This window comes from Hafnia sp. CBA7124 (genome assembly GCF_002355555.1).
GTDB lineage: Bacteria > Pseudomonadota > Gammaproteobacteria > Enterobacterales > Enterobacteriaceae > Hafnia > Hafnia alvei.
Genome location: NZ_AP017469.1, coordinates 721888 through 745312, shown reverse-complemented (window position 1 = coordinate 745312; position 23425 = coordinate 721888). Strand labels below are relative to the sequence as shown.

Here is a 23425-nt window from a genome sequence, read left to right as displayed (position 1 = left end):
CTATGCAGTCCTAGTGAAAGGTTTCGTTCGCCCTTTATAACGGCAATCACATATAGCTAGAGTCGAAGGCGACCGATGAGGGGCGCCAGCGCGCGCCCCTTCAATCCTCGCGCTTTTATCCGAGACGCCATCTCCGCGCCGGGTCGGCATGCGCCATCCTTGGCGCCTCCTCCCCTAACGCTAACATCCTGTTAGCGTTGCTCTTTCTCCCAAGACATAAACAAATATAATCTTTTGAATTTGACCTTTTCCGGCACGTTACCGGACAGCCGAGTGAATCATGCAGGTTAGGATTCGCCGACAGGGACGTCGGCGAAAGAACGGAGGAGCCAGGATGGCGATTGCCGTTCGTTCCGTTAAGACCGGAATGATGAAATGAGGGCACCCGCGTAGCGGGCTGGAAGGGGGGGGCAAGCCGGGTTGTTAGGGGGCGGCAACTGGCCCCCTAACACGGACGCCCGCACGATGCATATGCAAGACTCGGTCTTCTGGGCGGACGTAATATGCACCATACCCAAAGGACGTTCACACAGTACAAAGGTAAAATTGCGGACATAACATCCACCAATGTTTAAACTTTATTCTCCGCTACCTTCCCACCCACATACTTACTCATCTTAATCACTATCGGCGACAGCAAAATCAGCGCCACGAGGTTTGGCAATACCATCAATCCGTTGAACATATCTGCCATATTCCACACCAGTTCAACTTTGAAGAACGAGGCAATGAAGATGAAGGCAATCACCACCAGTTGATAGGCACGTACCGCACGTTGGGAATTGAATAGATAACGAATATTCATTTCACCATAGTAGTACCAGCCAACAATCGTTGAGAAAGCAAAGAAGAACAGCGAAACCGAAATAAACAGGCTGCCAAAATAGCCATAAACATAGGTATACGCCTGCTGAGTCACCGCAATGCCTTGTCCGGTGAAGACACCAAGGAAGTTGGTCTGGGTTTTACCACCCAGCTCCCACATGCTCATACCCGATGTGATAATCGCCAATGCGGTTAGCGTGACGATAACGCACACCACAAACACGCCCATCATCGCGATATAGCCCTGTTGTTCTGGACGCTCAACCTTAGCCACAGCGTGAGCATGCGGCGTTGAGCCCATCCCTGCTTCGTTGGAAAACAGACCGCGAGCGATACCAAAACGCATCGCCTGCTGAATCGCAATCCCTGCACCACCGCCCAATACCGCCGTTGGATTAAAGGCCGCCACAAAAATCGACTTAAACGCCGGTAAAATATAGTGGGCGTTGTGCACCAAAATAACCAAGGTTCCCAGCAGATAAAACACCGCTTTAATCGGCACCACTTTCTCAGTGAATGAGGCGATGCTGCTAATCCCCCCCATAATCACTACGCCGGTGATCACCGCCAAAACAATACCAATCACCCAGCCCGGTACACCCAGAGAGCTATTAAACGCCGCCGCGATAGAGTTGGACTGCACCATATTGCCGATAAAACCCAGCGCAATAATCACCAACACGGAGAAAATACAGGCCAGCCATTTACAGTTCAGCCCTTTCTCAATGTAATACGCAGGGCCACCGACCACTTGGCCGTTTTTATCTTTTGATCTGAATTTTTGCGCCAACATCGCTTCCGCGTAAATCGTCGCCATTCCCAGAAACGAGGAAACCCACATCCAGAAAATCGCACCGGGGCCACCCGCGATAATCGCCGTTGCGGGGCCAGCCAGATTGCCGGTGCCGACCTGTCCAGCAATAGCCGTTGCAACCGCCTGAAATGAACTCATACCCTGCTTGTCAGCCTTCGCGCCTGACAAAGAAATACCGCCGAACAACGCCTTAAAACCAGAGCCAAAATGACGGATCTGAATGAAACCCAAACGCAGCGTGTAGTAAATACCTGTTCCACACAGGAGGAAAATCAGCAGTTCATCCCAAAGCAGGCCGTTTACCTGATTAACTAACTGAGCAATGAATTCCATAATGCCTTACCTGTTTTTATGCCAGTGCGTGTGTGGTCACACGTCATGGTTGTTGTTTTAAGCCAATAGTTCACCCGTAGCCTGTATAAGCACCAAGGTGGGTTGCCATAATGAAAAATGCAGATGTATCAACAAATAAGGCCAGATAGGCCCCGTTGATCGCGTCTTAAAAAGGGGAACATTTCACGGTGAGAACTCTATCACACTTTTGTCGCCATACTTGCCCAGAAACCGACCATTAGTAACATGAGTAAAAATGATGATTAGCGTAAGTAATAGGATGAAATAACAATGTAATTATTTAATATTTATCACTTTTTACATTACCACTCAGCCAAGCTTTAATTGTGGTTATTGGGTTTTGTCATTAGAAAATCTCACCCAAAATTAATGAAAAAAAGTAAGGCTTAAAGATATTCCTGAACGGGATAAATAAAAAAAGCCCCATCAAGCAAACGATGAGGCCGAAACCGAAGAGATGTTATGTCAGACAGCCTTCGGGGTAGGTGAAATAACAATAATAAATCTTAAAATAGTTCGCTCATATTCAGTTGGCTCATCAGCAGCGCGTTATCGCTGTAATCAACTGGCACGGCGACAACCGCTGGCCCCTGTACGTCCATCGCTGCACGCAACGTGCTTTCCAATGTTTCTGAAGACGTCACGGCAAATCCTTTGGCACCAAACGCTTCCGCGTAGGCTTTAAAGTCAATCGGGCCAAATTTAACCCCCGACGTACGGTGGTATTTTTTGTCCTCTTGGATAGCAACCATATTGTATTCTTCATCTACCCATATGATATGCAACAGATTCACGCCTAGGCGCACCGCCGTTTCCAATTCCATACTGGACTGCATAAAACCGCCATCGCCGGAAACCGACACCACTTTACGGCTCGGGTCGACCAACGCGGCACCAATCGCCCACGGTAACGCAACCCCCATCGTCTGCTGTCCGTTTGAAATCAGCACCTGACGCGCACGGAAGCTGTATAAATAGCGGGCGATCCAAATATGGAAGCTGCCCATATCGACGCACAGCGTCACGTCACTATTCACGATATCCTGCATGGCTCTGACCAAACGCAGCGGATGAATGGCAAACTGGGTTAAGCTTCTTCCTTTCTGCGCTAAAAGATCGCGCTGCTGACGGCGCTCTTCTAAAATCGCCACCGCGTCGCTGCTTAAATCAAGCGCGGCATGAATATGTTCAGACAGCAGATCTAACGTCTCTGCGATATCCCCTACCAGCTCAATATCCGGCTGATAATCGCTATCGGTTTCGGCAGGCATAATGTCGATATGAACCAAATCGGCATCATCGTTATTCCACTGCGCTGGCTCATATTCAATCGGGCTATAGCCAATGGTTATGACCAAATCAGCGTTACGCAATAGGCGGTCACCGGCCTGATTATTGAAGAGTCCTACGCGCCCAGCAAAACGATGGAAGTGAGCCTGATCGATAACCCCAGCGGCTTGGTAAGTGCTGGTGACCGGCAGCCCACTTTTATGCAATAAGCGGCGAATAGCGTCCGCGTTACGCGGCTGGCTTGCCATCAAGCCAAGCAAAATCACCGGATTTTTCGCTTTTTCCAGCCGACGAGCCACCTGCACGATGCTTTCAAAAGGAGCCGCACCCAGAGTAGGATGCTGTGTTGTTAACACCCTGCTGTTGACCGGCTCATTGAGAATATCCATCGGCAAGCTGATAAAACTGGCTCCGGGGCGTCCAAACTCGGCGGCCCGAAAGCCGTTCGCCAATACTTCAGACAATGCCGACGCCGAAGTCACCTCGGCGGAATATTTGGTTACCGGACGGAACATCGTCACGGTATCCATCGTCTGATGTACCTGTTTTAAATGATCGGCACGTTTCACCGCCCCGCCCAGCGCAACCAAAGGGTCGCCTTCTGAGGTCGCCGTCGCTACGCCGGTAATTAAATTGGAGCACCCTGGCCCCGATGTCACTAAGGCAACACCGGCTTTGCCGGTTAAACGCCCAACCGCTCCCGCCATAAATGCCGCGTTGGCTTCATGGCGAACGGCAATGGTTTCAATGCTGGAATCAACCAGCGAGTTAAACACCCTATCAATTTTCGCACCAGGGATACCAAATACGTGTTTAACCCCCTGAGCTTCTAGCTGAGCGACGATCAAATCAGCCCCGCACTGCCATGCTTTATTGCTATCAGACTTTTTCATGGAACCACACTCCTCGCAGCCAAAAAGGCTTAACTTTCAACGGAACGAATCGCCGTATCTAAATTTGCAGGGCACAAATCGGCCTGCATAAAATCATCATCATGTGGGAAATCGATCAGTAATTTATCGATAGAGCCAAAGGTCAAAACGCCACTTTCCACTTGATAATCAAGAATATGGCCGCCGCAGTCGCGCTCCGCAGTGATGAAGTGTTCGTGATATCCCGCAACGTTGATACCTTGCATGTAGTTAGGCGTCAGAAAACCAATCAACACCCCTTCGCGATGTTCAATGTGGTATGTCGGCTGAGCCTCAATGGCTTCCTGCATTGGTTTGTAAGGGCGGTGCTGCTCCGGCACGGTACGCGTTTCTACGTTACGGAAAATCCCGTCAATGCGCAGCGCGCAGAAGGCGTTTTGGCTGGTAAGCATTTTGTCGATAACCTGATGGATCTCATCGCGGCTATGCAAACGGTTGATGCGGTATTCTTCGGTCGGTTGGAAAAAGGTCATCACCGCAAAAGGCGTTTTCTGTTCAGGTTTAGCGCGGCGGGCGCTACCATCACCGCGCAGCTGGAAAATATTGCGGTTAAACGCAATCATCTCGCCATCAAGATGGTTAAAAGTACCTAAGCCAAAGTCTCCATGCTGGAGCAAATCGGCCATCGTAGTCTCCCCTTCGTAAACCCCGCTTAATAGCGCACTCATTAGAGAAGTTTGATAAATGACGCGTTCTGGGTGTGCACGTTGCAGCTGCATAGCCGTTTTTGCGATGTCTGCCACGCATGAACAGTCAGAAGGATGTGATTTCATGAGGTGATCCAGTTTTTCAATTATTAGCGTTATTAACTAAAGGTTGACTCCTTTCAGCAATGAGTTCCAATATGATGTTGTGTTCACTTTGAGACGTTTTTGATATGGAACTACGCCATTTACGCTATTTCGTCGCGGTGGCTCAAACAGGTCACTTTACGCGCGCAGCCGAACAGCTAGGGATCTCACAGCCCCCGCTCAGCCAGCAAATTCAAAGGCTTGAACATGAAGTTGGCACCCCACTGATTAAGCGTTTAACACGCGGGATTGAGCTCACCGAAACAGGAAGAACGCTCTACAAAGACGCCTGTGAAATCATCAAACTCACCGATGCCGCGCTTGAGCGAGCACGCAACGTCGCCCGAGGCATTAGCGGCACGGTCAATATCGGCTTCGCCTGCTCCACGGCGTTCAACCCAGCGGTTTTTTCTTTGCTGCATAGCTTTAGAGAAAACTACCCGATGATGCATCTTCAGCCGCAGGAGAAAGAGATGTCCGGTTTGATGAATGCATTAGAAGAGGGAAATATTGATTTCGCGTTTATCCGCCTGCCGTGCGAACGCAGCAAAGATTTTATGTGTCGCGTCATCGACACCGAAGAGATGATGGTGGCACTCCCACGCCAGCATCCACTTAGCCGTAACGGCGCGGTTTCATTGTTCGATCTCAAAGATGAATCGCTGATCACTTTTCCACGCGAGGTCGCCCCCAGCCTGTATGACCAAACGATCCATGCCTGTGAAGTCGCCGGATTCTCGCCCAACCTAGGCCAGCAGTCGCCTCAGCTGACCTCGGCGATCAGCATGGTGGGCGGTGGTTTTGGCATGGCCATCGTGCCTGACTCGTTAAGCAAAATTGACGAAAAAAACGTGGTGTGTTTGAAGCTCAAAGACACTCGACTAACCAGCGATATTGCCATTGCGTGGCGTCGCGGTGACAGCAGCCATATTATTTTGCATTTACTGAATTTGCTGTAACGCTTACTCCCATCATAAACGTCCATAAAAAAACCGCCCTGACGCGATATTAACGTCAGAGCGGTTTTGATTGGGCAGCCTATCTAAATGCTATTCATATTCAGAGATTGGCACACAAGAGCAGAATAAATTACGGTCGCCGTAAACATCATCCAGACGTTTTACGGTTGGCCAGTATTTATTCTCACGTGTTGATTCCGTTGGGAATACGGCCAGTTCACGAGAATAAGCGTGCTCCCAGTGATTAACCAGTTCCGCCTGAATATGTGGCGCATTCACCAGCGGGTTATCCGCTAGCGTCCATTCACCGCTGCTCACGCGTTCAATTTCAGCACGGATTGCCAGCATCGCATCGATAAAGCGATCCAACTCGGCTTTGCTTTCAGATTCTGTTGGCTCAACCATCAACGTACCCGCAACAGGGAACGACATGGTTGGGGCATGGAAACCGAAGTCGATCAAACGCTTAGCAATATCCATTTCGCTAATGCCGGTTTGTTCTTTCAGCGGGCGAATATCCAAAATACATTCATGCGCAACGCGACCATCACGGCCTGCGTACAGAATCGGATACGCTGATTTCAAGCGCGTAGCAATATAGTTGGCATTCAGGATAGCGGTCTGGCTGGCTTTCTTCAGCCCTTCAGCGCCCATCATACGGATGTACATCCAGCTAATTGGCAGAATGGAGGCACTACCAAACGGGGCCGCAGAAACCGCGCCTTTCTGGGTGGTTAAACCATCAATTTGCACCACGGTGTGCCCCGGTACAAACGGAGCCAAATGCGATTTCACACCGATTGGGCCCATACCCGGTCCGCCACCGCCGTGCGGGATGCAGAACGTTTTATGTAAGTTGAGGTGAGACACATCGGCGCCAATATAGCCCGGTGTGGTGATCCCAACCTGCGCATTCATGTTCGCACCGTCGAGGTAAACCTGTCCGCCGAACTGATGCACGATCTGACACACTTCGCGGATAGTTTCTTCATACACGCCGTGCGTTGATGGGTAAGTCACCATGATACAAGAGAGCTCTTCGCCCGCCTGTTCGGCTTTTGCACGCAGATCGTGCAGATCGATATTGCCAGAATCATCACAGGCCACCACCACCACGCTCATCCCCGCCATCTGCGCTGAAGCAGGGTTAGTGCCATGCGCTGAGCTTGGAATTAAGCAAATATGGCGCGCAGCGTCGTTGCGGCTTTCGTGGTAGCGACGAATGGCCAGCAGACCCGCGTATTCGCCCTGTGCACCAGAGTTCGGCTGCATGCAGACGGCATCATAACCGGTTAGCTGAACCAGCCATTGCGACAGCTGGGAAATCATCATCTGATAACCCATAGCCTGCTCTGGTGGGCAGAACGGATGCAGCTCAGCAAATTCAGGCCACGTAATTGGGATCATTTCCGCAGCAGCATTCAGCTTCATGGTGCAAGAGCCCAATGGGATCATGGCCTGATTCAATGCCAAATCTTTACGTTCCAAGCGATGCATGTAGCGCATCATCTCGGTTTCGCTGTGATAGCGGTTAAATACAGGATGCGTCAAAATCGGGTCAGTACGCAGCATGTGGGCAGGAATGCTACCAACGCTATCTTCTGCAACCAGCGCATCCAGCGTGTCGATATCCAGCCCGTGGTTATCGCCCAGCAGAATAGCAAACAGTGCTGCAACGTCTTCGCGGCTGGTCGCTTCATCCAGAGAAATCCCCACTGCGCCCGGAATATCGCTGCGTAGGTTAAAACCAAAGCTCAGCGCGCGCGCCAACACTTCAGCCTTGTCTTTCACGGCTACCGTGAGGGTATCAAACCAGCTATGGTTGCGAACGGTCACATCTTTTTGCTTCAGACCCGCAGCCAAAATATCAGTCAAACGATGAATGCGATCGGCAATGCGTTTCAGGCCAACGGGGCCATGATAGACCGCATACAGGCTGGCAATATTTGCCAACAAGACTTGAGAAGTACAGATATTGGAGTTCGCTTTCTCACGGCGGATGTGCTGCTCACGCGTTTGCATCGCCATACGCAATGCAGTATTGCCCGCGGCATCGCGAGAAACCCCAATAATACGCCCCGGCATAGAGCGCTTAAACTCATCACGACAGCCAAAGAATGCCGCGTGTGGACCACCGTAGCCCATGGGTACGCCAAAACGTTGCGCAGAACCAAATACAACGTCAGCACCCAATTTACCCGGCGCGGCCAGCAGCACCAGAGCCATCGGATCGGCGGCAACACAGGTAATCACCTTACGGCTTTTCAGCTCATTCATCAGATCGGTGTAGTCGTGCAGCTCGCCGTAGGTCCCCACCTGTTGCAGCAATACGCCAAACACGTCCTGATGATCGAGCACTTTATCTGCATCATCGACGATCACATCAAAGCCAAAGGTTTCAGCGCGAGTACGCACCACGTCCAGCGTTTGCGGATGAACATCGGCTGCCACAAAGAAACGATTCGCATCTTTCAGCTTGCTAGCACGCTTCGCCAAGGCCATGGCTTCCGCCGCGGCGGTGGCTTCATCCAACAAGGACGCCGACGCTAATTCAAGACCGGTGAGATCCTGCGTCAATTGCTGGAAGTTCAGCAACGCCTCAAGGCGACCTTGGGAAACTTCCGGCTGATATGGCGTATAAGCGGTATACCAGCCCGGATTTTCCAGCATATTGCGCTGGATAACCGGCGGCATTAAAACACCGTGATAGCCCATACCAATAAAGGATTTGTAACGCTGATTCTGACCCGCAATGGCTTTCAGCTCAGCCAACGCCTGATGTTCCGTTACGGCATCACCGACCGCTGGCGGAGTAGGTAACTGAATATCGGAAGGAACGATCTGCTCGATCAGTTCATGCAAAGAGCGTGCGCCAACGGTTTCCAGCATTTGCTGTTGCTGTTGGGCAGACGGACCGATATGGCGAGCGATAAAGGATTCGCTGTTTTCGAGCTGGCTGAGAGTCTGGGTCATGAGTGACTGATTCCTAAATGTACATACAAAAGAAATGCTGATTTGACACAACTAAATGCGGCACGAACTCACTTTCTCCCCGCTCAGAGCGCGGGGAAAAAGGATGAAGCACGATCAAGCGCGGCTGCGCCCAACACCATTCACCACGCAGGCATTAATCTTCGATAGAAGATTCGTAGGCTGCGGCATCCAGCAAACCAGCAATTTGCGCTTCGTCTGTTGCTTTGATGCGGAACAGCCAGCCTTCGGAGTACGGCGCGCTGTTGACCAGCTCTGGTGCACCTTCTAGCTCATCGTTGATAGCAACGATTTCGCCGCTGATTGGGGCATAAATATCGGAAGCCGCTTTCACAGACTCGGCCACCGCACAGTCATCGCCCGCATCGAAAGATGTGCCGACTTCTGGCAGATCGATAAAGACCATATCGCCCAGCAGTTCCTGTGCATGCTCGGTGATACCAACGCTATACACCCCTTCGCCTTCTGCACGAACCCATTCGTGAGATGCGGTATATTTCAATTCAGTAGGCACGTTGCTCATCGACATCCTCTCTTAAATGTTTGTTAAATTTTACTTTATAAGTCTGATTCAATTGGCGTAGCGAGCGTAGCCTAGTTAATCAGGCTTTTACCGTTGCGCACAAAACCGGGCTTCACGACACGCACTGGCATTTCACGGTTACGGATCTGCACGATAGCTTCTTCGCCAATCCCTGCAGGCACGCGGGCCAATGCAATACTGACACCTAAGGTTGGTGAGAAGGAACCACTGGTGATCACACCTTCTTGAAGATTTCCGTTGGCATCGGTGAAACGCACCGGCAGCTCATTGCGCAGCACGCCTTTTTCGGTCATCACCAAACCAACCAGTTTTTCGGTACCGTTCTCACGCTGCTGCTCTAATGCTTCGCGGCCGATAAAGTCACGATCTTCCGGCGCCCAAGCAATGGTCCAGCCCATATTGGCGGCTAACGGCGAAACGCCTTCATCCATTTCCTGACCATATAAGTTCATGCCAGCTTCTAAACGCAGAGTGTCACGCGCGCCCAAACCACACGGTTTAACGCCCGCTTTCACCAACTTCTGCCAGAATTCTGCCGCTTCGCCGATTGGCAAAGCAATTTCATAGCCGTTTTCGCCGGTGTAGCCCGTTGTCGCAATAAAGTAGTCGCCAGCCTGCACGCCGAAGAACGGTTTCATACCGCTGATCGCTTGTTTTTGTGCATCAGTAAACAGCGTTGCGGCACGTTCTTGCGCCTGTGGGCCTTGCACCGCAATCAGTGCTAGATCGTCGCGCACGGTGATTTCAACGTGATAGGGCTCGGCATGCTCGGTGATCCACGCCAAATCTTTTTCTCGCGTGGCAGAGTTAACCACCAAGCGGAAATATTCTTCTTCAAGGAAATAAACGATCAGGTCATCGATAACGCCCGCAGAGGCGTTCAACATGCCGGTATAGAGCGCTTTGCCCGGCACCGTCAGTTTTGCCACATCGTTAGCGAGGAGGTAGCGCAGGAACTCACGCGTGCGCGGCCCACGAAGATCGACAATGGTCATGTGTGACACATCAAACATGCCCGCATCCTGACGCACCGCGTGGTGCTCATCGAGTTGAGAACCGTAGTGCAGTGGCATCATCCAGCCGTGAAAATCAACCATACGCGCGCCGCAGGCGACGTGTTGATCGAAGAGTGGAGTCTGTTTGGCCATCTTAACCCTCTTTTCCTGAACGTTTGTCATCCGGTACAAGCCATCCGCTATAGAGTCCCGGGCGCGCTAATAAGATATTTTTTGCCTAAAAATGTTGATGTGCTCCCTAAAGCTGAACACCTGTAAACATCGCTACGCAAACGATACCCTACCTCAGACGTTATCACCGATATCAGCGATTAACCATAAGTTAAAATAAGACCAGACTTTATCGATAGTGAAATTTAGAGAAGGGATAATGCAGAAGTTTCATCTACAAAACTGCGTCGAATGGCACAAAATTAACATTTTCACTGCAACTGCATTGCAGTTATATAACGTATATCGCAATTTTATTAGGGAAAATAGCGGATGTTAAATTTCCATGCATGAGAAAAACTAATTCAAAACCAGTGGCAACATTAGAATATTTCAAATCGGCTGGAGGGATAACCAGAAAGGACAAAAAGGAGGGAGCGGCTAACATAAATACATAGCTAGCCGCGAGGCACTGTTTTTACAGACTCTATTTTTGCAAACTTTCAGGCAAATCCGCTAGGCCCATGGCATGACGAACTAAGCGCGGCTTAAGCCCTGGGAGATTATCAGCCAGCGCCATGCCGACATCGCGCAGCAGTTTCTTGGCTGGATTATCACCGTCAAACAACTGGCGGAAACCTTGCATCGCCGTCAGCATCACCGCAGCGCTGTGTTTGCGGGTGCGCTCATAGCGGCGCAGATACATATAGCGGCCGATATCTTTGCCCTGACGCTGTAGACGTTTGATTTCAGAAGCCAATTCAGCCGCGTCCATAAAGCCGAGGTTCACGCCCTGTCCCGCCAATGGATGAATGGTATGCGCCGCATCCCCCACCAGCGCGAGTCGGTGCGCGGCAAAGCTGCGAGCATAACGCCCAACCAGAGGATGTGACTGTCGAGCGCTGACGACTTCGCACAGACCAAGACGCGTATCAAACGCAACGGCCAACTCACGGTTGAAATCAGACTCAGGCAAAGCCTCTAAGCGCTGAGCCTCTTCCGGAGAAACGGACCACACGATGGAGCATAAATGCGTATCTTCCAGCGGCAAGAAAGCTAAGATGCCGTTTGGTCGAAAAATCTGACGCGCGCAGCCTTCGTGGGGCAATTCGGTTTTGATGGTAGCCACCAACGCATGGTGTCCATAATCCCAAAACGTCAGTGGAATATCAGCATGCTGACGCAGCCATGAATGCGCACCATCGGCACCAATCACCAAACGAGCCGTAAGCATCTGCCCATTATCCAGCGTGATGAAGGCTTCATTTTCGCCCCACGCCACCTGTTTAAGTGTCGCTGGTGCAATCATCGTGACCTCGGACTGACGGCCCACTTTATTCCACAGCGCCAACTGAATAACTCGGTTTTCAATGATATGGCCAAGATGGGTATGCCCATATTCTTGGGCACGAAACGCAATACGCCCAAAGCTGTCGCTTTCCCACACTTCCATACCCTGATAGGCACTCGCTCTCAGGGCGAGGATATCTTGCCAAACGCCTAAATGTTGTAGCAAACGCTCGCTGGCAGCATTAATGGCAGAAACACGCAGCGCGGGTTCAGGCGTCAACTCAGTGAGCTCGGGGATACGGCTTTCAATCACCGCAATGCGCAGCCCGCTGCCTTGAAGCGCCGCCGCCGTTGCCAACCCCACCATGCCACCACCGGCAATAACCACATCAAAAGATTGCATTGTGATTCTCTGTTCCTGTTAATGAATCCTATTCCTTCAATCACTCAGGCAACTTAAACAGCGCTGAGCACGACAGGAATAAACTTAGCGCTCTACCCAGCCAAGGGTGCGCCGAGCCAGCGTTTCACGCAGCGGAGGAACCAACTCCATCGCCATTAAACCAAGATTACGCCCAACAACTAACGGTGCCAGACGATTAGCAAATAGATGAATCAGGCCATCGGTCACACCGATTGTGGCCTGCTGATCGGGTTCTCGGCGCTGTTGATATTGGCTTAATATTTGATAGCTGCCGATATCATTGCCCTGCTGTTCCGCTTGGGCAATGATTTCCGCCAAAGACATGACGTCACGAAGCCCAAGATTAAACCCCTGCCCCGCGATAGGATGTAGCGTTTGTGCGGCGTTGCCCACCAGCGCAAGACGATGGCTAATATGTTGCTGGGCAGACGTTAAGCGCAACGGATAGCTATGACGTTTACCCGCTTTCACCATCGTACCTAAACGCCAGCCAAAAGCCTGCTGCAGCTGATGTAAAAACTCAGCATCACTCCAGCTATCGATCTTCGCCTGATCTTCAGCCGCATGGCACCACACCAGCGAGCAGCGGCCTTCACTCATCGGTAACATTGCCAACGGGCCGTTGCGAGTGAAACGTTCAAACGCTTTACCCTGATGCGGTAAGGAGGTCGTGACGTTGGCGATAACCGCTATCTGACCATAATCTTCGCTGCGCCAGTCAACGTTGCAGTGCTGTGCTAACGCCGATGATGAACCATCTGCCGCTACCAGTAACTCACCAGAAAGACGAGTACCGTTATCCAGCGTGATAGCGGCGCTGTGCTGTTGACGCTCGACGCTGACCACTTTTGCCGGACAGTGCAAGGTGACGCCCGGCGCTTTTTCTAACAGCGTAAACAGCCGCGCCCCCGCCTGATGAAGCTCTATAACCTGACCTAAATATGGGATCTGGTAGTCCGATGCCTCAAGCCCTACAAAACCGGCATGTCCCTGATCGCTGACGTGAACACGTTCTATCGGTGTTCCACACGCTTTCAGCGCGGGCCACACACCAATTCGCGCTAATTGCTGACAGGTGCCGTAGGCTAACGCAATGGCTCGCGCGTCAAATCCCGGATGTTTGCGGCTGTCTGGCGAAACCGCCTCAACAACCTCAACCTGAACGCGTCCTGCGCTCAACGCGGAAACCGCTAACGCCAGCGTAGCGCCCGCCATGCCTCCGCCTACAATGATCATTTTCATGCCGTGTATCGTTCCTCAGCTAGCGGCCTTTGCCTGTGCCATCAGCGCTTCAATATCGTCAGCATGCTTAACCACATCTTTGGTCAGCACCTCAAAGCCATTCTCGGTGATGAGAATATCGTCTTCAATACGGATGCCAATGCCGCGATACTCCGCCGGAACGTCAGCATCTGGCGCGATGTATAACCCCGGTTCGCATGTAAGCACCATGCCCGTTTCTAGTACGCGCTCGCGAGCAGAAGAACCATAATCACCGACGTCATGCACATCCAAACCTAACCAGTGGCTCAAACCATGCATGAAGAACTGACGATGTGCCTGATCGGCAATTAGCTGATCTACTTCGCCCTTCATCACGCCTAATTTAACTAACCCTTCAACCATCACGCGCACCGCTGCGTCGTTAGCTTCACGGATACTGCGGCCTGGGCCAAAGATTTCAAACGCTTTATCCATCGAGGCCAGCACCAGATCGTAAATCTCACGCTGAGGCTGAGTAAATTTGCCATTAACCGGGAAGGTTCGCGTGATATCACCGGCATAGCCTTTATATTCACAGCCCGCATCAATTAACACCAACTCGCCGTCTTTGAGCTCGCTTTCGTTTTCGGTGTAATGCAGGATGCAGCCGTTTTCGCCGCCGCCAACGATGGTGTTGTAGGAAGGATAACGCGCCCCATGACGGGTAAACTCATGCAGAATTTCCCCTTCAAGCTGATACTCAAACATACCGGGACGGCATTTCTCCATGGCACGAATATGCCCCAGCGCGGTGATTTCACCCGCGCGTCGCATCGCGGCAATTTCTTCCTGCGATTTAAACAGGCGCATTTCATGCACCCAAGGACGCCAATCGATAAGCGTAGCCGGTGCGCGGAAATTCTGGCGCATGCCGCGGCGTAGTTTCTCTAGCGCAGCAAACGTAACTTGATCTGCAAATTCATATTGCCCCTGAGCGTGGTAAACCACGTCTAGGCCGTTCAACAACAGGTGCAGTTGCTCTTCAATATCGCCATAAGGCAGGGCGCGATCGACACCGAGTTTAGCCGGTGCGGCTTCTTGCCCTAAACGACGTCCAAACCAAATCTCGGCGGTTAAGTCACGCACGCGATTAAACAGCACGCTGTGGTTGTGAGTTTCATCGCTCTTAATCAGGATCAGCAAGGCTTCAGGCTCGTTAAAGCCGGTCAGATACCAGAAGTCGCTGTTCTGGCGATAAGGGTATTCACTGTCGGCACTGCGGGTGCATTCTGGCGCAGCAAAAAAGAGCGCGGCACTACCGGGTGCCATCTGTGCCAAAACAGCCTGACGACGACGTTGAAATTCTTGCTGGGTCATGACCTTCTCCTGAAATCGGCAATTGCGGGCATGTAGCGTGGCGAACTCAGAAATGAGCAGCCAACACAGATGCGGCTTCAAGTATGAAGGATATAGACTATCATGCAGAGTGCGTAATGGGATAAGCAAGATCAATCAGGCGGTAGGAGTTCCGCCTGATTTCATCGTTGCGCTAGGCGTGATATTTATTAGTGCAGAGTGGGTTTTTGCATTTCAGCCGCGTTTGGCTTTTCCTGTGAGAATTCGCTGTGGCATAGCATCGCTGCCATACGCACGTATTCCGCAACTTCCTCCAGAGATTGTTCCAGCTCTTCCTGATCTTCGTCTTCTTCGTAGCCTAACTGAGCAATGCTACGCAGATCGTCGATAACCTCGCCGACTTCGCCTTTGATCTGGCCAAGATTTTTTTGCATCATTCCCAGACCTAGCAGGAAATGGTTCACCCAGCCGGAAAGCGCATCAGCACGATCAAACACGGTGACATCATCGCTATCTGGTAAAAGCAGTTGGAAGCCAAAACCGTCATCTTCTAACGCATCACGAGTGTGCTGATAAGTTGCCTGAAGCGGCTGTGCGAGCGTTTGCGAAAATGCTTCGCCCTCGTTGGTTAGATCGTGGATCATCGTGCGCCAATTATCGTTCTGATTGCCGCCACACAGTATCCCGCTGATCAAGCCATGCATTTCAGCGGGAGTTAATCCAACGCCTTGCTGCTGCAAAGCCTGAGTAAAAACAGAATATTCGGGTACAGTAATCTCAATTGACATACGTTTTGGTCATCGTTGGCAGATAAAGTTCGTGTTATGCTACCATCAAGATCAGTCGCTATACCAGAAAAGGGCACGCTATAAGGCTTGTCATACCCAAAGTCATTGAAGTTGCATTCACATTTGCGGCTTTCGCAACAATGGGAATGTGCAAAAGGCTTGTATCTGCATAGCGAGGTATATATAGTTGGCGCCCGATTTAGTGACCCTCGCGGTTTTGAAACTGGCGCAAAATCTAGGCAGGAAGGTGGTATGTCTGCACAACCGGTAGATATTCAAATTTTTGGTCGTTCGTTAAGAGTTAATTGCCCGCCAGAACAACAAGAAGCGTTGAATCAGGCTGCAGAGGATCTTAATCAGCGGTTGCAAGATCTCAAAGTTCGCACTAGAGTCACCAATACGGAGCAACTGGTTTTCATCGCGGCATTAAACGTATGTCACGAACTGGCGCAAGAACGCTTGAAAACTCGCGATTATGCTTCCAATATGGAACAAAGAATTCGCATGTTGCAGCAGACCATCGAACAAGCTCTGCTGGAACAAGGTCGCATCACTGATCGTCAGGGTGCGCAGTTCGAATAAGTGTGACTTATAGTTGTAACATGTTGATTGGCAAACGATTTTTAAAGAAAGTCGTATCATTTTAAGAAAAATGTGATAAGCTAATTAACAGTAAAGGATACAAAATTTCTCTGAGGTGTTCGTGTGCGGGCCAGTCCCCTGAGCCGATATTTAATACCTCAAGAATGCGGCGGATCCGTAATCGGTGAGCACGCTCGGTCTCCGAGAAGCCTTAAGATTGCGTCGTTGCGTTCACCTTGAACCATGGGTTCAAGGGTTACAGCCTGCTGCGGCACCTCGGAGATTCCCTTACACCAAACATCCTTAAACGGGTGTGTCATGTCCAATAACCATTCTCTCAGCATTTCTTCTCCAAATTCGGATCAATCCCGCTCGGATATTCGCCGTTCAGTTCGTCAATTACGTAAAAATCTTAGCGATGATTTCCAACATCATGCAGCACAAGACATTGCTACACGCGTAATGGAACTACCGCAAATTCAAAACGCACGCACCGTTTCCCTATTTCTCTCTTTCGACGGCGAGCTCAATACCAGACCGCTGATTGAACGTCTTTGGCAGGCGGGAAAATCAGTTTATCTTCCGGTTCTCCATCCCTTCAGCCGCGGTAACTTACTGTTTTTACGCTATAGCGCTGAAAGCGAAATGGTTCTGAATCATTTTGGCATTGAAGAGCCACGCCTTAACGTACAGCAGGTATTACCGATATCTCGGCTAGATATCATTTTTACCCCGCTGGTTGCGTTTGACGCCACAGGGCAAAGATTAGGCATGGGGGGCGGATTCTATGACCGAACCTTGCAGGATTGGGAAAGTGCCTACGCGCAACAATGCGGCCCGTACCCAATAGGATTGGCGCATGACTGCCAGAGAGTCGATGCGTTACCGGTACAAGAGTGGGACGTTCCACTGCCAGAAATCATCACGCCGAGCACTCACTACCGCTGGTAAGATGACAAAATGCCCCAATAAAAACGGCAGCCATTAGGCTGCCATTTTTGTTAGTGCGAAGAACATCGCGCTTAGAGATTAGTACAGCAAGCGGGCGCGAATCGTTCCCGTAATTTCTTTCATGCGCAGCAATGCCGCTTCCGCACGTTCAGTCTCGGTTTCGATATCAATAACGACATAGCCGATCTGAGCATTGGTTTGCAGATACTGCGCGGCAATGTTGACGCCCTCTTCCGCAAAAATCTGGTTAATCTGCGTCAGTACGCCAGGACGGTTTTCATGAATATGCAGCAGACGGCTGACATTTTCTTCATGCATCGGCAGAGAAACTTCAGGGAAATTCACCGCTGACAATGAAGAACCATTATCAGAATATTTCGTGAGTTTACCCGCGACTTCAGCACCGATATTTTCCTGTGCTTCCTGCGTTGAACCGCCAATATGCGGCGTTAGCAAGACGTTATCGAACTCACACAGCGGCGAATTAAACGGATCGCTGTTGGTCGCTGGCTCCGTTGGGAACACGTCGATGGCCGCACCCGATAAATGCTTGGAAGATAACGCGTTGCACAGAGCAGGAATATCCACCACGGTGCCGCGTGATGCGTTGATAAGAATAGCTCCAGGCTTCATAAGCGCCAACTCTTCGGCACCAATCATATCTTTGGTGGAACGCGTTTCAGGCACATGCAATGTCACGACATCGCTCATGTTGAGCAAATCAGAGAGATGACGGACCTGCTGCGCATTCCCCAATGGCAGTTTGTTCTCGATATCATAGAAGAAGACGTTCATACCAATGCCTTCAGCCAAAATACCCAGCTGGGTTCCGATATGGCCGTAACCAATAATGCCCAGTTTTTTACCACGCGCTTCAAAACAGCCCACGGCCTGTTTATTCCATTCACCGCGATGCGCACAGGCATTGGCCGTTGGAATGCCGCGTAACAGCAGCAACAGCTCGCCCAGCACCATTTCGGCTACCGAACGTGTATTAGAGAACGGCGCATTAAATACTGGAATGCCGCGTTTTGCCGCCGCGGTAAGATCGACCTGATTGGTACCAATGCAGAAACAGCCTACGGCAATCAATTTTTCAGCCGCAGCGAAGATATCTTCGGTCAGGTGGGTTCGGGAACGAATTCCAACGAAATGAGCATCACGAATGGATGCCTTCATCGATTCAGAGTCCAGCGCACCTTTATGATATTCGATGTTGGTGTAACCCGCTGCACGTAGATTGTCGACGGTGCTTTGATGAACCCCTTCAACTAAAAGGAACTTAATCCTGTCTTTCTCCAAAGATACTTTTGCCATGACCCGACCCTAACCCCTGTTAATTCGAACCTTAGTGTGGCCGCAACGGAAAGCAAAACTCCTGCGGCATGCAGCCAACATAACAAATATTACGCATCCAGCAAGCCAACCGATTGCCTACAAGGGGGTGAGCAACGGGTTGAAAACGTTAAAAGTTGGCGAAAAATGCTACTGCTTTTAATCGTGACAGCGTGAAAGTATCGTCAAGCGCAAATATGTGACATATGTCACCGAATTTAGGGGGTGTGATAAATAAATGGAATTCTATGTTTAAAACGAAGTTAACAAAGAGGGAGGAATAAGATAAAAATCGCAAGGTGCTGCACATAAAAAAACAGCCCCGAAGATTCGGAGCTGCTGATTCATCATGGCGAATAATTTAAGCCGTAATGGTTTTCACGCCGTCAGCCGAGCCAACCAGCGCAACGTCCGCGCCACGATTTGCGAACAAGCCAACGGTGACCACACCGGCAATACCGTTAATCTGTTTTTCTAACGCAATCGCATCCATAATTTTCAGATTATGCACGTCTAAAATCACGTTGCCGTTATCCGTTAGAACGCCTTGGCGATATTCAGGCTGGCCGCCTAATTTCACCAACTCACGCGCAACGTAGGAGCGTGCCATCGGGATCACTTCTACAGGCAGCGGGAAGTTACCCAGAATATCTACCTGTTTAGAAGAATCGACGATGCAAATAAATTTCTTCGCCACGGCCGCCACGATCTTCTCGCGAGTCAGTGCCGCTCCGCCGCCTTTGATCATCTGCATGTGACCGTTGATTTCATCCGCACCATCAACATAAATATCTAACGAATCGACTTCGTTAAGATCGAAAACGGTAATGCCCAAACTTTTCAGTTTCTCAGTGGAAGCATCAGAGCTTGAAACCGCGCCCTCGATTTGCCCTTTCATGGTGCCCAGCGCATCAATAAAATGCGCGGCGGTTGAGCCCGTGCCCACACCCACGATGGTGCCCGGTTTTACATACTTGAGCGCTTCCCAACCCACTGCTTTTTTCAGTTCATCTTGAGTCATTACCGAATCCTATGGACTATGCTACGAAAACGTGTGCGTATTATAGAGCAACTGCCCATAAATGGCGTGTCACAGGGCGGCTTTTTCGCCTTAAGCGATCACCTTTTCCATGACAAGAGTGTATTTTCTCCTCTTGAAGGGGAAAAAATGTGGCATATTGCAGTTATTAAGATATAAAAATCATAAGAGCAGGGGACGAAGAACAACATGAAACGCCCGGACTACCGGACTTTGCAAGCACTGGATGCGGTAATACGCGAACGTGGCTTTGAGCGTGCGGCACAAAAACTCTGTATAACTCAGTCAGCGGTTTCTCAGCGAATCAAGCAGTTAGAAAACCTGTTCGGTCAGCCTCTGCTGGTTCGTACCGTCCCCCCTCGCCCAACGGAACAGGGGCAGCGTTTGCTGGCTTTGTTGCATCAAGTTGAATTGCTTGAAGAGGAGTGGCTAGGCAACGATAGCAGCACCGATGGCCCACTGTTGCTCTCTCTCGCCGTCAACGCCGATAGTTTGGCAACTTGGCTGCTGCCCGCCTTAAAACCGGTGCTGGCGGATTCACCGCTGCGCTTGAACCTTCAGGTTGAAGATGAAACCCGAACTCAGGAACGACTCCGTCGTGGTGAAGTGGTCGGCGCGGTGAGTATCCAGCCACAGCCATTACCTAGCTGTTTAGTCGACCGCCTTGGTGCGCTCGATTACCTATTTGTGGCGTCACCGACTTTTGCTGCACGTTACTTCCCAAATGGCGTGAACCGTTCTTCATTGCTGAAAGCGCCAGCCGTCGCCTTTGACCACTTAGACGATATGCACCAAGCTTTCCTACAACAGAACTTTGATCTACCGCCGGGCAGCGTACCGTGTCATATCGTTAATTCATCTGAAGCCTTTGTACAACTGGCATTGCAGGGAACCACCTGCTGTATGATCCCGCATCTTCAGATCGAAAAAGAGCTAAAAGAAGGCTCGCTGATAAACTTAACCCCCGGCATGGTTCAGCGCCGTATGTTGTATTGGCACCGCTTCGCACCAGAAAGCCGCATGATGCGTCGAGTCACCGATGCGCTGCTTTCTCACGGGCACAACGTACTGCGCCAAGATTAAGCCCTTCATAATTGGTATAAAAACCATAAAAAAAGCACACCTTCCGGTGTGCTTTTTTGCTCTCTCGGCAGACGTTATTTATTCAGGCTGAAGACCACATCAACCTGATCGTCAAACTGGATCGTTTGCTGTTCATAGGTCTGTGCAGCCGATGCTTTTGGCATTGAATCAGCTGCCATATACATGCGGCTTACTGGGGCTGGCTGGTAGTTGGATACGTGATATTGAATGCTGTATACCGGACCAAGCACCACACCAAAGCCTTTGGCCAGAGACTGAGCCTGACTCACGGCATTTTTAATCGCTTCCTGACGTGCCTGTTCACGATAAGCTTCAGGCTTGGCAACGCCTAACTCAACAGAACGAATCTCATTGAGGTTAGCTTTCAATGCACCATCCAATAAACCATTCAGCTTATCCAACTGGCGCAGAGTGACTTGCACGCGGCGATCGGCACGATAGCCTTTTAGCTCGCTTTTGCCGTCTTTCAGATAATCGTACTCTGGCTGAGTGCTTAAGTTAGCCGCACTGATGTCTTTTTTCTCAATACCGTTGGTATTCAGAAAATCAAAATATTTTGCCACACGCTGATCGACCTGCGTCTTAGCGCTCGCCGCATCTTTCGCTGAAGCGGTCACTTGGAAAGTCAGCGTCGCAATATCAGGAGTTGCGTCTACGCTTGATGTTCCAGAGGTCACTAGATGTGGTCCTTCTGGCATTTCAGCCGCCTGAGACAGCGCTGGCAACGCGCTTAATCCCATCACTGCAACCATCGCTAAGGCTTTTAGCTTCATGGTGTCTCCTTGTAGACATACTCGATGTTTAGTGGTTTCAACGGCCAGTGTCTGGCGCTGAAAGATGAACAACATCCTGAACTAAAAAAGACGCTAACGCATTAGGAACAATCCAGAATTTTATCTATCAACTGCCAACAACACCTTACAAATGTAGCCCATTTCTTGCCAGTTGCAGGGCAATAACCCACATCACACAGGCAACAAGAAGATTAATCACCCGCTGAGCTTTAGGCGTACTTAGCCATGGCGCTAACCACGCGGCGAGCAGTGCCAACGAAAAGAACCAAATCGCAGAAGCACTTACGGCGCCAAAAGCAAACCAACTGCGGGCGTCTGCTGCAAGCTGTCCACCTAAGCTTCCTAACACGACGAACGTATCTAAATAAACATGTGGGTTAAGCCATGTCACGGCCAGCATGGTTACTACAATCCGCCAGCGGCTCTGCTGCACCACGTCAGCCCCTGCTTGAATCCCCTCTTTTGCCATAGCTGCACGAAAAGCACCCCAGCCATACCACAGTAAAAATGCTACCCCACCCCAAGTCACTAGCATCAACAGCAGAGGGGACTGACTCAATAAAGCGCTGCCACCAAAAATACCGCCACAGATTAAAACGATATCGCTCAATGCGCATAAGCAAGCAATCATCAGATGATACTGACGACGGATCCCCTGACTCAAAACAAATGTGTTTTGTGGGCCCAGCGGCAAAATCATGGCTGCGCTCAAGGCAAAGCCCTGTAAGAAAACAGAAAACATGGGAAATTCCTCGAAAATATAGCTGTGTCCCAAAGAGAGGATGGGCCGGAATGGCAGCGATATTACGCCGAGATGTTAAGAAGAGGAAATGGATGATTCTTATCGGGGATTAGAACGGCTAATACTGGTGAAATAAAATTTGCCCCCTCTCAACCTTATCCTTTGCAGGAAACGGATTAGAGGAGGCTAAGACTGAGGATTACTCCTGTTCAGCCTTGCGCACAGCGGCTTGATACAGATGAACATCCATCTGCGGGAATGGAATTCCAATATTATTGGCATCCAAACCACGTTTGAAGTTTTCCATCAGATCAAAATAGACCGGCCAGTAATTAGCATTTGTCGTCCAAGTACGCACCACGAAATTCAGCGATGAAGCGGCCATTTCATTTAAACGAATGGTCACACCTTGGTCATGCATAATACGTTTATCAGCGGCAACAATATCGCCTAATACTTTTTTGACCAGATCGATATCTGCATCGTAGGCCACACCAACGGTAATATCTACGCGGCGGTTTGGCTCACGAGAATAGTTGATAATATTGCCAGCAATGATTTTCCCATTAGGTACCACGATAGTTTTATTATCCGAAGTCAGCATGGTTGTAGAGAAAATCTGAACATCCTTCACGGTACCGGAAACACCACCCAGATCGACGAACTCTCCCGTGCGGAATGGGCGGAACAGAACCAACAGCACACCAGCAGCAAAGTTAGAGAGCGATCCTTGTAGCGCCAAACCAACGGCTAAACCTGCGGCACCAATCACCGCAATAACGGAAGCCGTTTGCACGCCAATGCGACCTAATGCGGCGATAATAGTAAACGCCAAAATGCCGTAACGAACGAGTGCTGAAAGGAAATGAGCGACGGTAAGGTCAACGCCGCGCGCTTTCATCACGCGGGTAATCGTGCCAGACACTATTTTGGCAATAATCGAACCGACAATGAAAATAACAATCGCAGCAACAATATTGACTGCATACTGAATTAGTAAGTCCTGATTTTTTACTAACCAGTTTCCGGCACTATTAATGCCATCGACAACGTTCAGGTCTTTCATAAACCATCCTTCCTTTAACAAATCAAAAGTAGCGCAATATGCTCAATTTATGCCGTTTTGTACGGCATGTTTGTGTAAGGTTAAC

At 50.3% G+C, this 23425-nt stretch carries 19 protein-coding genes and 1 other RNA gene; 5 read left to right on the top strand and 15 right to left on the bottom strand.

Annotated elements, in window-relative coordinates; genetic code table 11:
- Positions 1 to 571: 571 nt before the first annotated feature.
- The 3 genes from CPY98_RS03515 to budA form a co-directional block, all read right to left on the bottom strand.
- Complete coding sequence (locus tag CPY98_RS03515; RefSeq protein WP_096386371.1) at positions 572 to 1972, bottom strand: sodium:alanine symporter family protein; 1401 nt, start codon at positions 1970 to 1972, stop codon at positions 572 to 574.
- A gap of 527 nt (positions 1973 to 2499) precedes the next feature.
- The gene (gene alsS / locus CPY98_RS03510; protein ID WP_025799178.1) at positions 2500 to 4176 is read right to left on the bottom strand and encodes an acetolactate synthase AlsS; all 1677 of its coding nucleotides are present in this window, start codon (positions 4174 to 4176) and stop codon (positions 2500 to 2502) included.
- Positions 4177 to 4205: 29 nt separating this feature from the next.
- On the bottom strand, positions 4206 to 4988 hold the full coding sequence (gene budA, locus CPY98_RS03505; RefSeq protein ID WP_043490950.1) for an acetolactate decarboxylase: 783 nt from the start codon (positions 4986 to 4988) through the stop codon (positions 4206 to 4208).
- Positions 4989 to 5092: 104 nt separating this feature from the next.
- On the opposite strand from budA, the gene CPY98_RS03500 reads away from it, so the two are divergent.
- Positions 5093 to 5965: a LysR family transcriptional regulator gene (locus CPY98_RS03500; protein WP_096386369.1), complete on the top strand. Its 873-nt coding sequence runs from the start codon at positions 5093 to 5095 to the stop codon at positions 5963 to 5965.
- A gap of 90 nt (positions 5966 to 6055) precedes the next feature.
- Here the strand turns inward: CPY98_RS03500 and gcvP are convergent, their stop codons facing one another.
- From gcvP to CPY98_RS03465, 7 genes are all read right to left on the bottom strand, one after another.
- Complete coding sequence (gene gcvP / locus CPY98_RS03495) at positions 6056 to 8938, bottom strand: aminomethyl-transferring glycine dehydrogenase (RefSeq protein WP_096386366.1); 2883 nt, start codon at positions 8936 to 8938, stop codon at positions 6056 to 6058.
- Between the two features lie 154 nt (positions 8939 to 9092).
- Positions 9093 to 9479 (bottom strand): glycine cleavage system protein GcvH, encoded by a 387-nt coding sequence (gcvH, locus tag CPY98_RS03490; RefSeq protein WP_043490943.1) that lies wholly within the window; start codon positions 9477 to 9479, stop codon positions 9093 to 9095.
- Between the two features lie 71 nt (positions 9480 to 9550).
- Positions 9551 to 10648: a glycine cleavage system aminomethyltransferase GcvT gene (gcvT, locus tag CPY98_RS03485; protein ID WP_096386364.1), complete on the bottom strand. Its 1098-nt coding sequence runs from the start codon at positions 10646 to 10648 to the stop codon at positions 9551 to 9553.
- 505 nt (positions 10649 to 11153) lie between these two features.
- Positions 11154 to 12359: an FAD-dependent 2-octaprenylphenol hydroxylase gene (ubiI, locus tag CPY98_RS03480; RefSeq protein ID WP_043490937.1), complete on the bottom strand. Its 1206-nt coding sequence runs from the start codon at positions 12357 to 12359 to the stop codon at positions 11154 to 11156.
- An 84-nt stretch (positions 12360 to 12443) separates the two neighbouring features.
- Positions 12444 to 13622, bottom strand: a complete 1179-nt coding sequence (gene ubiH / locus CPY98_RS03475; RefSeq protein WP_043490935.1) for a 2-octaprenyl-6-methoxyphenyl hydroxylase — start codon at positions 13620 to 13622, stop codon at positions 12444 to 12446.
- Between the two features lie 15 nt (positions 13623 to 13637).
- On the bottom strand, positions 13638 to 14960 hold the full coding sequence (pepP, locus tag CPY98_RS03470) for a Xaa-Pro aminopeptidase (protein WP_096386361.1): 1323 nt from the start codon (positions 14958 to 14960) through the stop codon (positions 13638 to 13640).
- 188 nt (positions 14961 to 15148) lie between these two features.
- Positions 15149 to 15727 (bottom strand): YecA family protein, encoded by a 579-nt coding sequence (locus CPY98_RS03465; protein WP_040046195.1) that lies wholly within the window; start codon positions 15725 to 15727, stop codon positions 15149 to 15151.
- 252 nt (positions 15728 to 15979) lie between these two features.
- On the opposite strand from CPY98_RS03465, the gene zapA reads away from it, so the two are divergent.
- The 3 genes from zapA (at position 15980) to CPY98_RS03450 (ending at position 17260) form a co-directional block, all read left to right on the top strand.
- Positions 15980 to 16309, top strand: a complete 330-nt coding sequence (gene zapA / locus CPY98_RS03460) for a cell division protein ZapA (protein ID WP_004846886.1) — start codon at positions 15980 to 15982, stop codon at positions 16307 to 16309.
- A 104-nt stretch (positions 16310 to 16413) separates the two neighbouring features.
- Positions 16414 to 16596: non-coding RNA, 6S RNA (ssrS, locus tag CPY98_RS03455), on the top strand.
- A 31-nt stretch (positions 16597 to 16627) separates the two neighbouring features.
- Positions 16628 to 17260, top strand: coding sequence for a 5-formyltetrahydrofolate cyclo-ligase (locus CPY98_RS03450; RefSeq protein ID WP_096386359.1), 633 nt, complete (start codon positions 16628 to 16630; stop codon positions 17258 to 17260).
- Between the two features lie 78 nt (positions 17261 to 17338).
- On the opposite strand, the gene serA is transcribed toward CPY98_RS03450, so the two are convergent.
- Together serA and rpiA are read right to left on the bottom strand one after the other, a co-directional pair.
- Positions 17339 to 18577, bottom strand: coding sequence for a phosphoglycerate dehydrogenase (serA, locus tag CPY98_RS03445; RefSeq protein WP_025799158.1), 1239 nt, complete (start codon positions 18575 to 18577; stop codon positions 17339 to 17341).
- A gap of 379 nt (positions 18578 to 18956) precedes the next feature.
- Positions 18957 to 19616 carry a ribose-5-phosphate isomerase RpiA gene (rpiA, locus tag CPY98_RS03440; protein WP_025799156.1) on the bottom strand — a complete coding sequence of 220 codons (660 nt, stop codon included), beginning with the start codon at positions 19614 to 19616 and terminating at the stop codon, positions 18957 to 18959.
- Between the two features lie 207 nt (positions 19617 to 19823).
- Here rpiA and CPY98_RS03435 point away from each other — a divergent pair, with 207 nt between their 5' ends.
- A complete protein-coding gene (locus tag CPY98_RS03435; protein ID WP_043490926.1) occupies positions 19824 to 20717 on the top strand; it encodes a LysR family transcriptional regulator ArgP in 894 nt (297 codons plus the stop codon).
- Positions 20718 to 20791: 74 nt separating this feature from the next.
- On the opposite strand, the gene CPY98_RS03430 is transcribed toward CPY98_RS03435, so the two are convergent.
- The 3 genes from CPY98_RS03430 to mscS all read right to left on the bottom strand — a co-directional run bounded on the left by CPY98_RS03430 (position 20792) and on the right by mscS (position 23340).
- A complete protein-coding gene (locus tag CPY98_RS03430) occupies positions 20792 to 21511 on the bottom strand; it encodes an oxidative stress defense protein (RefSeq protein ID WP_025799152.1) in 720 nt (239 codons plus the stop codon).
- A 145-nt stretch (positions 21512 to 21656) separates the two neighbouring features.
- Positions 21657 to 22274 (bottom strand): arginine exporter ArgO, encoded by a 618-nt coding sequence (gene argO / locus CPY98_RS03425; protein ID WP_096386356.1) that lies wholly within the window; start codon positions 22272 to 22274, stop codon positions 21657 to 21659.
- Positions 22275 to 22473: 199 nt separating this feature from the next.
- Positions 22474 to 23340 carry a small-conductance mechanosensitive channel MscS gene (gene mscS, locus CPY98_RS03420; protein WP_025799148.1) on the bottom strand — a complete coding sequence of 289 codons (867 nt, stop codon included), beginning with the start codon at positions 23338 to 23340 and terminating at the stop codon, positions 22474 to 22476.
- Between the last annotated feature and the right edge of the window lie 85 nt (positions 23341 to 23425).

Coding starts and splice junctions, on each gene's coding strand:
- CPY98_RS03515 (WP_096386371.1), bottom strand. CDS start 1,972: ATGGAATTCATTGCTCAGTTAGTTAATCAGGTAAACGGCCTGCTTTGG.
- alsS (WP_025799178.1), bottom strand. CDS start 4,176: ATGAAAAAGTCTGATAGCAATAAAGCATGGCAGTGCGGGGCTGATTTG.
- budA (WP_043490950.1), bottom strand. CDS start 4,988: ATGAAATCACATCCTTCTGACTGTTCATGCGTGGCAGACATCGCAAAA.
- CPY98_RS03500 (WP_096386369.1), top strand. CDS start 5,093: ATGGAACTACGCCATTTACGCTATTTCGTCGCGGTGGCTCAAACAGGT.
- gcvP (WP_096386366.1), bottom strand. CDS start 8,938: ATGACCCAGACTCTCAGCCAGCTCGAAAACAGCGAATCCTTTATCGCT.
- gcvH (WP_043490943.1), bottom strand. CDS start 9,479: ATGAGCAACGTGCCTACTGAATTGAAATATACCGCATCTCACGAATGG.
- gcvT (WP_096386364.1), bottom strand. CDS start 10,648: ATGGCCAAACAGACTCCACTCTTCGATCAACACGTCGCCTGCGGCGCG.
- ubiI (WP_043490937.1), bottom strand. CDS start 12,359: ATGCAATCTTTTGATGTGGTTATTGCCGGTGGTGGCATGGTGGGGTTG.
- ubiH (WP_043490935.1), bottom strand. CDS start 13,622: ATGAAAATGATCATTGTAGGCGGAGGCATGGCGGGCGCTACGCTGGCG.
- pepP (WP_096386361.1), bottom strand. CDS start 14,960: ATGACCCAGCAAGAATTTCAACGTCGTCGTCAGGCTGTTTTGGCACAG.
- CPY98_RS03465 (WP_040046195.1), bottom strand. CDS start 15,727: ATGTCAATTGAGATTACTGTACCCGAATATTCTGTTTTTACTCAGGCT.
- zapA (WP_004846886.1), top strand. CDS start 15,980: ATGTCTGCACAACCGGTAGATATTCAAATTTTTGGTCGTTCGTTAAGA.
- CPY98_RS03450 (WP_096386359.1), top strand. CDS start 16,628: ATGTCCAATAACCATTCTCTCAGCATTTCTTCTCCAAATTCGGATCAA.
- serA (WP_025799158.1), bottom strand. CDS start 18,577: ATGGCAAAAGTATCTTTGGAGAAAGACAGGATTAAGTTCCTTTTAGTT.
- rpiA (WP_025799156.1), bottom strand. CDS start 19,616: ATGACTCAAGATGAACTGAAAAAAGCAGTGGGTTGGGAAGCGCTCAAG.
- CPY98_RS03435 (WP_043490926.1), top strand. CDS start 19,824: ATGAAACGCCCGGACTACCGGACTTTGCAAGCACTGGATGCGGTAATA.
- CPY98_RS03430 (WP_025799152.1), bottom strand. CDS start 21,511: ATGAAGCTAAAAGCCTTAGCGATGGTTGCAGTGATGGGATTAAGCGCG.
- argO (WP_096386356.1), bottom strand. CDS start 22,274: ATGTTTTCTGTTTTCTTACAGGGCTTTGCCTTGAGCGCAGCCATGATT.
- mscS (WP_025799148.1), bottom strand. CDS start 23,340: ATGAAAGACCTGAACGTTGTCGATGGCATTAATAGTGCCGGAAACTGG.